This window comes from Streptomyces sp. NPDC107559, assembly GCF_055657365.1.
The window spans coordinates 314,726-326,949 of record NZ_JBVKBD010000005.1; the positions used below are offsets into that span (position 1 = coordinate 314,726).

General features: G+C 74.3%; 7 protein-coding genes. 5 read left to right on the top strand and 2 right to left on the bottom strand.

Translation table 11 applies throughout. The features are described 5' to 3' along the window. Nucleotides 1-37 precede the first annotated feature (37 nt). Complete coding sequence (locus ACZ7OY_RS18575; RefSeq protein ID WP_471912323.1) at nt 38-1,081, bottom strand: serine hydrolase domain-containing protein; 1,044 nt, start codon at nt 1,079-1,081, stop codon at nt 38-40. Between the two features lie 387 nt (nt 1,082-1,468). On the opposite strand from ACZ7OY_RS18575, the gene ACZ7OY_RS18580 reads away from it, so the two are divergent. The 4 genes from ACZ7OY_RS18580 to ACZ7OY_RS18595 all read left to right on the top strand — a co-directional run bounded on the left by ACZ7OY_RS18580 (nt 1,469) and on the right by ACZ7OY_RS18595 (nt 10,027). Further along, the gene (locus tag ACZ7OY_RS18580) at nt 1,469-3,553 is read left to right on the top strand and encodes a serine/threonine-protein kinase (RefSeq protein WP_471912448.1); all 2,085 of its coding nucleotides are present in this window, start codon (nt 1,469-1,471) and stop codon (nt 3,551-3,553) included. Nucleotides 3,554-3,720: 167 nt separating this feature from the next. Continuing rightward, nucleotides 3,721-6,267 carry a protein kinase gene (locus tag ACZ7OY_RS18585; RefSeq protein WP_471912324.1) on the top strand — a complete coding sequence of 849 codons (2,547 nt, stop codon included), beginning with the start codon at nt 3,721-3,723 and terminating at the stop codon, nt 6,265-6,267. A 180-nt stretch (nt 6,268-6,447) separates the two neighbouring features. Then, on the top strand, nt 6,448-8,136 hold the full coding sequence (locus tag ACZ7OY_RS18590; protein WP_471912325.1) for a serine/threonine-protein kinase: 1,689 nt from the start codon (nt 6,448-6,450) through the stop codon (nt 8,134-8,136). Between the two features lie 208 nt (nt 8,137-8,344). Continuing rightward, nucleotides 8,345-10,027, top strand: coding sequence for a serine/threonine-protein kinase (locus tag ACZ7OY_RS18595; RefSeq protein ID WP_471912326.1), 1,683 nt, complete (start codon nt 8,345-8,347; stop codon nt 10,025-10,027). A 75-nt stretch (nt 10,028-10,102) separates the two neighbouring features. On the opposite strand, the gene ACZ7OY_RS18600 is transcribed toward ACZ7OY_RS18595, so the two are convergent. After that, nucleotides 10,103-11,074: an AraC family transcriptional regulator gene (locus ACZ7OY_RS18600; protein WP_471912327.1), complete on the bottom strand. Its 972-nt coding sequence runs from the start codon at nt 11,072-11,074 to the stop codon at nt 10,103-10,105. 105 nt (nt 11,075-11,179) lie between these two features. Here ACZ7OY_RS18600 and ACZ7OY_RS18605 point away from each other — a divergent pair, with 105 nt between their 5' ends. Then, the gene (locus tag ACZ7OY_RS18605) at nt 11,180-12,142 is read left to right on the top strand and encodes an MBL fold metallo-hydrolase (RefSeq protein WP_471912328.1); all 963 of its coding nucleotides are present in this window, start codon (nt 11,180-11,182) and stop codon (nt 12,140-12,142) included. The last annotated feature ends 82 nt before the right edge of the window (nt 12,143-12,224 follow it).

The following is a 12,224-nucleotide window of genomic DNA, read 5'->3' on the forward strand; positions in this document are numbered from 1 at the left end:
GACGGAAGCCGGGATCCCGGGGCGAACGCGGATCGTTCTACGAGATGCCGGGGCAGAACTCGGCGGTGAGGAGGGCCGGTTCCAGGCCGGGGTCCGCGATCTCCGTCGTGTTCACCCGGAAGGTAAGGACATGACGACCGTCCGAGGTGGCCGCGGTGCGCACGTAGCTGCCGGTGATGCGTCCGTTGTGCCCCCACACCGCGGTCCCGCAGGGCAGCTTCACGGGGAACAGCCCCATGCCGTACGAGCCGTGTGCGGCACGGGTGTCGAGCATCTCGCGCAGCTCGCGCGGGGGCAACAACTCCCCACCCAGCAGCGCCGCGTAGAAGCGGTCCAGATCGGCGAGCGTGGTCACCAGCTCGCCCGCGGCCCCGGCCACCCGTGGGTCGAGCGCGGTGACGTCGGACCCGTCGGCGGCGTGGGCGCGGCCGTGCGGAGAGGGGAGGGACGTGCGGGAGCCGGGAAAGGAGGTGCCGGTCAGACCCAGCGGAGCGATGACACGGCGCGTGGTCTCGGTGGCGTACGAGTGGCCGGTGATCTGCTCGACGATCAGGCCGAGCAGGACGTAGTTGGTGTTGGAGTAGGCGAATCGGCCACGGTCGGCCGGAGGGTGGGTGAGCGCGAGCCGCACGGACAGGGTGGCGGTGACGGGGACGGTGCCCCCGGTGTCCCGGGTGAAGTCGTACAGGCCGCTGGTGTGGGTGAGCAGGGAACGCAGGGTCAGCGCGCGCCCGTCGTTGCCTGCCCCGCGCACCAGACCGGGCAGGTGGCTCTCCACGGTGTCGGACAGCGACAGCCGGTGTTCGGCGGCCAGTTGCAGGACGACCGTCGCGATGAAGGTCTTCGTGATGCTGCCTGCGCGGAAGTGGTCGAGGCGGGAGATTCCAGGACCGGCCTGGGCGTACCGGGTGGTTTTCCCGTCCCGGGCCAGCAGGGCTGCCGCAGGCGCCTTGCCCTGCGTCGTCAGCTGCGCGAGGACCCTGTCCACGGGCGGGCCGGAGTGTGCCTGTGAGCCGGCCGGGGCCAGGCCGAGAAGCAGCAGGGAGACGGGTACGGCGAGCAGCCTCCGCAGTGATGGCATCCCGTTTCCCCCCTTGTCACGGCCCATCATGCCGGGTGCCGGGACACCGCTTTCACCGGGTCCGCGGGTATCCGGGACTCGGCCGGACCGGGGTGGGAACCCTGGCCGGGACCGGGCCGGAACCCGCTCGGACCCCTGGCCGGAACCCGCTTGGACGGCCTGGCTGGAACCCGCTCGGACCCTTGGCCGGGACCCCCTCGAACCCTTGGCCGGAAATCGCCGGGAGTCCTGGCCGGGTTCGGCCGACGGGATTGGCGGGCGCGTTCCGGGGGACCCGCGGTCCGGGTTCCGGGCCCCGTCGCGCGGCGATGGGCACCCTGGGCGTCGAGCACTTGTCGGGTGGGGGACAATGGAGGCTCTGTCAGGGCGGGTTGCATGAGGGGACGCATGTCGGAGGCGGAGCGGGCGGGGACATCCCGTCAGGGGAAGAGCGCACGTCTCCTCGCCGGGCGGTACCGGCTGGGAGATGTGCTCGGCCGCGGCGGCATGGGTACGGTGTGGCGCGCCGAGGACGAGACCCTCGGCCGCACGGTCGCCGTCAAGGAGCTGCGGTTCCCGACGAACATCGACGACGAGGAGAAGCGCCGGCTGATCACGCGGACGCTGCGCGAGGCGAAGGCCATCGCCAGGATCCGCAACAACAGCGCGGTGACGGTCTTCGACGTGGTCGACGAGGACGACCGGCCGTGGATCGTGATGGAGCTCGTCGAGGGCAAGTCGCTCGCCGAGGCCATCCGTGAGGACGGGGTGCTGGAGCCCAGGCGTGCGGCGGAAGTCGGCCTGGCCATCCTCGACGTGCTGCGTTCGGCGCACCGCGAGGGCATCCTGCACCGTGACGTGAAGCCGTCGAACGTGCTGATCGCCGAGGACGGCCGGGTCGTGCTCACCGACTTCGGCATCGCCCAGGTCGAGGGCGACCCGTCCATCACCTCCACCGGCATGCTCGTCGGCGCCCCCTCCTACATCTCCCCGGAGCGCGCCCGCGGCCACAAGCCCGGCCCCGCCGCCGACCTGTGGTCGCTCGGCGGACTGCTCTACGCGGCGGTCGAGGGATCCCCGCCGTACGACAAGGGCTCCGCGATAGCGACGCTCACGGCGGTGATGACCGAGCCGCTGGAGGAGCCGAAGAACGCGGGCCCGCTGCGGGACGTCATCTACGGACTGCTCACCAAGGACCCGGCGCTGCGTCTCGACGACGCGGGCGCGCGGGCCATGCTGAAGAAGGTGATCGAGGCTTCCGCGTCCAGGACCGCCGAGCGGGAGCCGGCGGACGCGACGAAGGTCGTGCCGCTGCCCGCGCTGCCGGACTCGCCCGAGGATCGCGGGAGCGCGGCGGGAGCCGGGAACAAGCGCGGCGAGGAGGCGGCGGAGAAGCTGCGCGGGGCCCTGCGCTCCGTGCGCAAGGCCGCCGTGGTGGCCGGTGCGACGACCTCGGCCGCCGCGAACCGCACCAAGTCCGCCGGTGCCGCGGCGGGTACGCCGGCCGCTGCGTCCCCGTCGGCGTCCGCCGGCGCGCCGGTGTCCGCGGGCACGGCGGCCGACTCCGCCGGTGCCGGTGCCGCTTCCGGCCCCGGCGCGGGTGAGCGGGGCGCCCAGGGAAGCGGCAACGCGACCCCGGCCGGGCGCGGTTCGGGCTGGCCCGTGATGACGCCGCCGGACCTGCCGGATCTGCCGCCGAGGTCCGTGCCCAAGGCGCCGCTCACCGACGTGGTGCCGAAGCGGACCCTGCTGATCATCGCCGCGGTGGTGGCGCTGGCGGTGATCGGCACCGTGCTGGCCCTCACCTTCGGCGGGGGCGACGACGGCGGCGACGGGAACGGCGGCGGTGCCAAGACCGGGGCCGGCCAGAGCGCGAGCGTCGGCACCAAGGAGGACACGAGCGGCGGGTCCGGCAAGGACGACGACGCCTCGAAGTCCGGTTCCCAGAACACGAAGCCGGGCTCCACGAAGGGGTCCACGGACGGCTCGGCGTCGCAGGCGTCGTCGGGCGGCTCGTCCGGCTCGGGCGGCGGCACCAGCACCTCCGACGACACCGACGCCGCGGTGGCGTCCACGCACAACGGCGGGCAGGGGTACTCGATCGGACTGCCCGCGGGGTGGAAGTACCAGTCCTCGGACTCCGCGGGGGACCGTTTCACCGGGCCCGACGGACAGAAGCTGCTGGTCGCCTGGACCACCACGCCGAAGGGCGATCCGAAGGCGGACTGGGAGAACCAGGAGCGCTACATGACGCGCTCGCAGTACAAGAAGATCCGGATACAGGCGGTCCAGTACCGCGGCTGGAACACCGCCGACTGGGAGTTCACCTACGTCGACGGCGGCACGCAGTTCCGGACCGTCGACCGCGGGTTCGTCGTCGGCGACCACCTCGGGTACGCCCTGATGTACACGGCGAAGGCGTCGGACTGGGACGGCGAACAGCGCAAGAGCACCTGGCAGACGCTGACGGAGACCTTCCAGCCGAAGAAGTGAGCGAGCCGGTCCCTGGGAGCCGTGGGCCCGAGATCGGTCAACCTCTCTTTGCGGGTTGCCTCCGGCACGTATCGTGAGTGCTTGCGGACCGTACGCATCCCGCTATGCGGTCGGAACGGGACGCGGGACGAACGGAATTGACCGACCGGGCGGCCGGGGGAGGCACAGTGGACGACTACGCGGGCCGGGTGCTCGCCGACCGCTACCGCCTGCCATTGCCGCCCTCCGACGAGTACGAACTCACCGAGAGCCGCGCCTTCGACACCTACAGCGGACAGGAAGTCCTCGTCAGGCAGGTGCCGTTGCCGGAGGTCGTCGAGGCCGAGGTGCTCGACGCGGACGGGCTGCCCGAGGGGTTCACGGCGCGTGACCGCCCGGCCCGGCGGCCGACGGCACGTCCGCGCACCGACGCGAGCACCCGGCGGCCGGCCGATCCCGTGGTGCGGCGGGCGGTCGAGGCCGCCCAGGCAGCCGCGCGGATCCCCGACCATCCGCGGCTCGACCAGGTCTTCGACGTGTTCGCCGAGGGCGGTTCGCTCTGGGTCGTCAGCGAGCTGGTGGCCGCGCGGCCGCTGGCGGCGCTGCTCGCCGAGAAACCGCTGTCGCCGTACCGGGCGGCCGAGGTCGCCTCCGATGTGCTCATGGCGCTGCGGGTGCTGCACGCGCACGGCTGGGTCCACCGCAACATCACCGCGCGCACGGTGCTCGTCTGCGAGGACGGCCGGGTCATGCTGACCGGGCTCGCGGTCGGCACGGCCCAGGAGGCGCTCTGCGGGTACGACCCGGTGCCGCCCGAGGACGGGGCCGAGGACGGCACGGCAGCCGGCCCCGGGCCCGTCGGCGCGCCCGGAGACTCCACGGGCCCCCGAGGCACCCTCGGCGGCCCCGGCGGGGCCGGTGGGGGCAGCGGCGCCGGCGCCGTCGACCCCGAGGCCGCCCGGCGGGCCGCCATCGAGGCACGGGCCGCCGGAGGGCTGCCGCAGACCGGCACCGACCCGGCCGCGGGCCCGGGCGGCGCATCGGCAGCCGTGGCCCGCAGGGCGGCGCTGGAGAGCGGCGGGGACGTCCGGGCCGCACGGGCCGGCGCGATCGCCGCGTACCGCGCGGGAGCCAGGGCGGCGGCCCGGGTCCAGGACCTTCAGCAGAACGGCCGGCCGGCCCTGCCCGGAGCCCGTCCGGCTCCCGACGCCGAGGGCCCCGGCGGCAGGCCGCAGCCGCCGTACGCCCCCGGGACCGGTGGGCAGCCCACGGCCGGCACGGTGCAGACCCCGACGGGCAGCGTGCCGCCGGGACAGATAGCGGACCCCTACGGTGTGCGCGGAGCGCCCTGGCAGGGGACGGAGCCGCGCGCCGTGGCTCCCGTGCCCGGGCCCCGGGGCGCCCTCCTGCCGGCCGATCCGGCCCAGCCCCCGGCCCGCTGGGGCGACGCCGCCCCCGGTGCCCCCGCCCGGCGCGGTCCGGCGACGGCACTGGCCGCCGAGCGGGCCCGGCAGGCGCGGATGGCGCTCGTGGGCCCGGTGACCGAGCGCTGGGCGCCGGAGCAGGCCGGGCCCGTGCACGAGAACTGGCAGCTCGCCGCGCCCATCGGGCCCGCGACCGACCTGTGGGCGCTGGGCGCGCTGCTCTTCAGGGCCGTACAGGGGCATGCCCCGTACCCGGAGGAGTCGACGGCCGAGCTGGTCCAGCTGGTGTGCGCGGAGCCGCCCGCGTTCGCCGAGGAGTGCGGACCGCTGCGCCCGGTGGTGGAGTCGCTGCTGCGTCAGGACCCCACCGAGCGGATCGACTTCGAGGAACTGGGCGGCTGGCTGCGCTCGCTGGTGCGCTCGGCGCCGGAGCCGGACGCCGGGGTTCATGTCGTGGCGGCGCCGCCCGTCGACCCGAGCCGGCTGCCCATCGTGCGGCGGCGCGGCGAACTGGTGCGCAGACGGCGCGCCGGGCTGCCCGCCACCACGGCGCACGGCCGGCACAAGCGGGCCAGGCAGGAGCCGTCCGGCTCGCCGCGCCGCCTGGGCCGCACCCTGCTCCTGCTGATTCTGCTCGTGCTGGCCGGGACGATCGCGTACGCCGTGCTGTTCATGCCGAAGGCCCCGGACACCGGCGCGGCCGGGACCGCCGGTGCGGCGCGCACGACGCCCGCGCAGGGGGACACCGCCCCCGAGGCGAGCAGCGAGCCCCGCCCCGACCAGACCTCGCCCGCGGCCGGCGACGGCCCCTCCGCGTCCGCCGGTCCCACCGGGACGCAGACCGGCGGCCCCGACGTCGCCGACGGCTTCGCCGTGCGCAAGGACGCCGAGGGCTTCCAGGTCGCGGTGGCGAACGGCTGGGACCGCACCCCGAAGAACGGGCTCGGCCAAGTGCTCTACACCCACGGGGACTTCGAGCTGATCGTGGTGCCCGGCCGGGACCGCGCGTCGACGTACGGCAGCGATCCGATGGTCTACCAGCGCGAGAAGGAGTACGAACTGGGGCCCTACCGCTCGTCCAGCTGGGCCACCTCCGGCGGGCTGCGGACGATCGAGGTGGGCGGACGGACCATGGCCGAGGGTCAGTTCACCTGGAGTGATGCCGACGGTCACCAGTTGTTCGTGCGCAACCTGGCGATCCTGATCGACGGGCGCTACCACGTGGTGCAGGTGCGCGGCCCCGAGGCCGAGCGCGACGAGGTGACGAAGCTGTACGAACAGGCCTCTTCCACCTACCAGTTCACCGGCTGATCCGGAAAGCGGCGCACCGCCCGCCGCGCCGCTTCGCGGACCGTGCGGCCGCGGTTCCCGTCGCGGACCAGAAGCGACAACCGTCACAGTGCGGTGTCCTTGCCGCCCCGCGTGTTCCCTGGACGCGGGCCGGTCCTTAGTCTGAGCCTGTCAAGAGCATTGCGGGGCAACGTGAATCAGATGCAGGGCCTGCTCCTCGCGGGTCGCTACCGGCTTGCCGACCCGATCGGCAGCGGCGGCATGGGCCGCGTATGGCGAGCGCACGACGAGTTGCTGCACCGAACCGTCGCGATCAAGGAATTGACCGCGGCGCTGTACGTCTCCGAGGGAGACCGGGGCGTGCTGCTCGCGCGCACCCGGGCGGAGGCGCGGGCCGCCGCGCGGATCAACCACTCGGCAGTCGTCACCGTGCACGACGTCCTCGAGCACGACGGCCGGCCGTGGATCGTGATGGAGCTGGTCGAGGGCCGTTCGCTGGCCGACGAGGTCAAGGAGCAGGGGCGCGTCGAGGCCACCGAGGCCGCGCGGATCGGTCTGTGGGTGCTGCGCGCCCTGACCGCCGCGCACACCGCGGGCGTCCTGCACCGGGACGTCAAGCCCGGCAACGTGCTGCTCGGCAACGACGGCCGCGTCCTCCTCACCGACTTCGGCATCGCCCAGATCGAGGGCGACAGCACCATCACCCGCACCGGCGAGGTCGTGGGCTCCGTCGACTACCTGGCGCCCGAGCGCGTCCGCGGCCACGACCCCGGTCCCTCCTCCGACCTGTGGGCGCTCGGCGCGACGCTGTACACGGCTGTGGAGGGCCGTTCGCCGTTCCGCCGCACCTCGCCGCTGACCACCATGCAGGCGGTCGTAGAGGAAGAGGTCGCCGGGCCGCAGTACGCCGGTCCGCTGGAGCCCGTGATCAGCGCCCTGCTGCGCAAGGACCCCGCCGCCCGTCCGGACGCGGCGCTTGCCGAGCAGATGCTCGCCGAGGCGGCCGAGGGGCGGCGGCCCAGCGCGGCACAGGCGTTCGTGCCCACGCAGCACGGCGGGTCCCTCGCTCCCGGACTGCGGGAGACGGGGACCCCCGCGACGTCGTACGGGCCCGCGTACGCTCCGCCGGTCGCGCAGCACGGCGCCGGGACCGGGGCGACGGTCGTGGGGCCGACGCCGCTGGGGCCGCCGGGCACCGGTGCGGTCCCGGCCGGGACCGGCCCGTCGGCGCGCTCCGGCCGGCGCCGGCTGCGCTCGATCGCCCTGGTGGTCGTGCTCGCCGCCCTGGTCGGCGGAGCCACGGCGGTGGGTCTGCACCAGTGGGACAAGACCCGTCGGAAGCAGGACGGCGCCTCCTCCACCGGGTCGCCGGACCCGACGGCGAGCGCGTCCGGCACGTCGGGTTCCGACCCGGAGGCGGCCCCCGACGACTGGGAGACCGTGCCCGACCCGCTGGGCTTCAGCATCGCCCTGCCCAAGGGCTGGAAGCGGTCGGTCTTCAGCGACGAGGGCGACCTCAAGCAGATCGACTACTCGCCCGACGGCGGCGAGCACTTCGTGCGGATCGCCCTCGACACGTCCCCGGACTTCGCCGATCCCTACCAGCACCAGCTCGACCTCGACCAGCAGCTCACCCGCCTGGTCGACTACAAGAAGCTCCAGCTGGGGGCGAACACCTACCGCGACCGCCGGGCCTCGCTGTGGGAGTACACGTGGACGGCGCAGGCCAAGGACACCAAGTTCCCCGGGCCGCGGCACGCGATCGACGAGGTGTACATCGCCCGCAACGGCGTGGAGTACGCGCTGTACATGTCCTCGCCCGCCGCGGACTGGCCCACCACGCAGGAGCAGTTCAAGAAGCTGCTCCAGAGCTGGCAGCCCGAGGCGTGACGCCCTGACCGGCCGGTCGTTCCGGTTCGCCGTCCCGGTCGGTCGTTCCACCCGGCCGTTCCGGCCGGTCCTTCCTGCCGGGTCTGAACGGCCGTTCGTGACTGGCTCGTTGTGACGGATCGGACCGGTCGTGAATCGGCCCCGAGTGGGTGGATTTGGCCGGTGGGCGGCCCGGAGCGGGGGCGTCCGGTGCGGCATGATGGGACTCATGGGGACCGAGGGGGACGACTCCCGCGTGATCGCGGACCGGTACCGGCTGGAGGCCCGGCTGGGGCGCGGCGGCATGGGCGTCGTCTGGCGTGCCACCGATCAGCTGCTGGGCCGGCAGGTGGCGGTCAAGGAGGTCGCCTTCGACGAGACGCTCTCCCCGGAGGAGACCCGCAGGCAGCACGACCGTACGCTGCGCGAGGCGCGAGCGGTCGCCCAGCTGCGCCACCCGCATGTCATCGTCGTGCACGACGTCGTCGAGCAGGACGAACGCCCGTACATCGTGATGGAGTTGATCGACGGCGGCTCGCTGGCCGACCGGATCGCCCGGGGCGGCCCGGTCGACGTCGGCGAGGCCGCGCGGATCGGCATCGCCCTGCTGAGCGCGCTGCGCGCGGCGCACGCCGCGGGTGTCCTGCACCGCGACATCAAGCCGGCGAACGTCCTGGTCGCCGAGGACGGCCGGGTCGTGCTCACCGACTTCGGCATCGCCCAGGTCGCGGGCGCCACCACGATCACCGACACCGGTGCCTTCGTCGGCTCGCCCGAGTACACCGCGCCCGAGCGGATGTCCGGCGCCGGTACCGGACCGGCCTCCGACCTGTGGTCGCTGGGGGCGTTGCTGTGCACGGCGCTCAGCGGCGCGTCGCCCTTCCGGCGCGACTCCCTGGGCGGCATCCTGCACGCCGTGGTGTCCGACGACATCCGTACGCCCGAACAGGCCGCGCCACTGCTTCCGGTCGTGCGGGGCCTGCTCGAACGCGATCCGGAACGGCGGCTGGAGGCGTCGGAGGCGGAGCGGATGCTGCGGGCCTTCCTGGAGACCGGCCGCACGCCGAAACCGGCGTCCTCCGGCCACACGCCGACACGGCCCGAGCATCAGCGTCGGCCCGAGCAGCAACGTCGGCCCGAGCCGCAGAGCCGGCCGACGCCCGTCCCGGCCGATCCGCCCCCCTCCACGCGCGGGGTGCTGGTGGCCGCGCTGCTGGTCGCCGCGATGGCGGGGGCGGGCGTGTCCGCGGCGGCACTGCTGCTGCACGGCGGCGGCGACGGGGGCGGCACACCGGCGTCCTCCGCCTCGCACGGCTCCGTCAGCTCGCGGCCGGTCTCGCCGTCGCACGGCGCCACGGGCGCCACGGGCGCCACGGGTTCCACCGGCTCCCCGGCCTCCGCCCCCGCCTCCGGTACGGACACCGCGGCCGTCACGCACTCGCCGGCCCCCGCGTCCGAGAACCGCCCCACCGCCCCTTCCGGCTACCGGATCGCCGACGACCCGGCCGGCTTCTCGCTCGCGGTGCCGGACGACTTCACCCGCAAGGCCCAGGGCGAGCGGATCTTCTACATGTCGCCGGGGGAGGTCTTCCGGCTCGGCATCAAGGTGACCGGCACCGAACCGGGCGGCCCGCTCGCGGTGATGCGGCGTGCCGCCGCCGAAGGCCCGGACACCAACCCCGGCTACCACGACGGCCGGGTCGTCGAGAGCGCCCACAACGGACGGCCCGCCGCCCTCTGGGAGTTCAGCTGGCAGGGCTTCAGCACGGCCGAGGGCGCCCGGCACACCTTCGACCTGTGCTGGGAGGAGAACGGGCGGATGTACGACGTGTGGGTGTCCGCGCCGGTGGGGAAGGTGCGGGAGGCCCGGGAGTACTTCGACGTCGCCGTCGACACGTTCGTACAGGCCTGACATCCGGCGTCCGCCGGTATTGCGGCCGGACGCTCAGGGGTGCCGCTCGGGCGGTCGGAGGCGCGGCTCGGACGGTCAGGGGTGCCGCTCGGGGGCCGGGAGCCGGTACTTCCCGGGCGTGACGCCGAACTCCCGGCTGAACGCGTGCGAGAGGGCGTAGGGGCTGCTGTATCCGGTCCGGCGGGCCACCGAGGCCAGCGGCGCGTCCGAGCTCCGCAGCAGCGTCGCCGCCAGGGTCAGCCGCCACCAGGTGAGATACGCCATCGGCGGCCGGCCCACGAGCCCGGTGAACCGGCGGGCCAGGGTGGCGCGGGAGACGCCCGCCTCGGCGGCCAGGCGTTCGTTGCTCCAGGGGGCGGCCGGGTCGGAGTGCAGGGCGCGCAGGGCGGCCGTGGTCACGGGATCGCTCAGCACCGCCGGCCATGCGCCCGCCTCCGCGTCCGCCGTCCAGGCGCGGACCATGTAGACGAGCAGGAGGTCGAGCAGGCTCGGCACGGCGAGACAGGAACCGGGGCGCCGGTCGTCCAGCTCGCGGGCGAGCAGGTCCACGGCGGTGCGGAGTTCGGGGTGGCCGCCGACCCGGTTGGGCAGATGCACCACCTCCGGCAGCTCGGCCATCAAGGGGTGCGCCCGGCTGCGGTCCAGGCGGTACTTCCCGCACAGCAGCTCGGTCGCCCGCCCGGCGCCGCCGGGGCTGCCGATGCCGGGTCCGATGCCGATGCCGATGCCGGGTCCGGTTCCGGTTCCGGTTCCGGTTCCGTGCACCTCCTCGAACGGCACCGCCCGGCCCGCCTCCGCCGAGTCCACCGGTCCGTCGGCCAGCACATGACCCGTCCCGTGCGGCAGCAGCACCGCGTCGCCCGGACCCAGCGCGACCGGTTCGCCTCCGCCGTCCGGCAGCAGCCAGCAGCCGCCCGCCAGCACCACGTGGAAGCCGGCTCCCTCGTACGGGGCGAGCCGGGTGCACCAGCGTCCGCCCACCCGCAGCCGCTGGGAGGAGGGGCGCCCGATGCGCATGGCGGAGATCGCGTCGCTGACCACGTCCATGGGGTCAGCCTAGGCATCCGATGGGTCGATGGTGAGACGTTCACGTATTCACGGGAGCCGATCAGGCATCGTGAGGCTCACCCGGCCCTTCCTAGGCTTGCCGCCATGACCGATGAACACGTGCAGAGTCTCACCCTCGGCGACGTCGAGATCCTCCGTATCGTCGAGTGGCAGGCCCCCTACGCGCCGACCCGCGCCCTCGTCCCGGACTGCGGTCCCGAGGTCTGGGAGGAGCACCGGGAACTGCTGGCCCCCGACCACTGGGAGCCGGACGGCGACCTGGCCGTGGTCGCGCTCCAGACCTGGGTGGTGCGCTCCGGCGGACGGACCGTACTGGTGGACACCGGTGTGGGCAACGACCGTGAACGGCCCGGGAATCCCCTGTTCCACCGGCGCCGAGGGGATTTCCTGGGGCGGCTGGCCCGGGCCGGTGTCCGTCCCGAGGACGTCGACGTCGTCGTCAACACCCACCTGCACGGCGACCACGTCGGCTGGAACACCCGGGACGAGGCGGGGGAGTGGGTGCCCACCTTCCCCCGGGCCCGCTATCTGATCCCGGCCGCCGACGACGCCCACTTCGGCCCCACGGGCGGCTACGGGGGCGGCGTACGGGTGGACGACCGGCTGACCTACGAGGACAGCGTCGCGCCCGTGCACCGCGCCGGGCAGGCCCGGCTCTGGGAGGGCGTCCACCGTGTCGACGCGCACCTCACCCTGGAGTCCGTCCCCGGTCACACCCCCGGCTCCGCCGTCCTGCGGGTCGCCTCCCGGGGTGAGCGGGCGGTGTTCGTCGGCGACGTGCTGCACAGCCCGGTGCAGATCGTGCACCCCGAGTGCAGCAGCTGCTTCTGCCTCGATCCGCGCCGGGCCGCGGCCGGCCGCCGCCGTGTTCTCGAACGGGCCGCGGAACTGGGCGAGCTGGTCATCCCTGCGCACTTCGGCGGAACGGGAGTGATGGAGGTACGGCGCCGGGGCGGCGCGTTCACGCCCGTGCCCTGGGCCGGACAGCCCCGGGCGGGCAGGTCGGCCCCGGGCGGGGCGGATCCTGGGCGGCTCCGGAAGCGGTGATGTTCGCGGACGCCCGTGAACGGCTGGAGATCGAGGGGAACACGCCCTGATCAGCGCCTTTGTTGCCAGTGACCACTGGCGA

Excerpts from the sequence above, each read along its gene's own strand:
- ACZ7OY_RS18575 (WP_471912323.1), bottom strand. The coding sequence starts at position 1,081 with ATGCCATCACTGCGGAGGCTGCTCGCCGTACCCGTCTCCCTGCTGCTT.
- ACZ7OY_RS18580 (WP_471912448.1), top strand. The coding sequence starts at position 1,469 with ATGTCGGAGGCGGAGCGGGCGGGGACATCCCGTCAGGGGAAGAGCGCA.
- ACZ7OY_RS18590 (WP_471912325.1), top strand. The coding sequence starts at position 6,448 with ATGCAGGGCCTGCTCCTCGCGGGTCGCTACCGGCTTGCCGACCCGATC.
- ACZ7OY_RS18595 (WP_471912326.1), top strand. The coding sequence starts at position 8,345 with ATGGGGACCGAGGGGGACGACTCCCGCGTGATCGCGGACCGGTACCGG.
- ACZ7OY_RS18600 (WP_471912327.1), bottom strand. The coding sequence starts at position 11,074 with ATGGACGTGGTCAGCGACGCGATCTCCGCCATGCGCATCGGGCGCCCC.
- ACZ7OY_RS18605 (WP_471912328.1), top strand. The coding sequence starts at position 11,180 with ATGACCGATGAACACGTGCAGAGTCTCACCCTCGGCGACGTCGAGATC.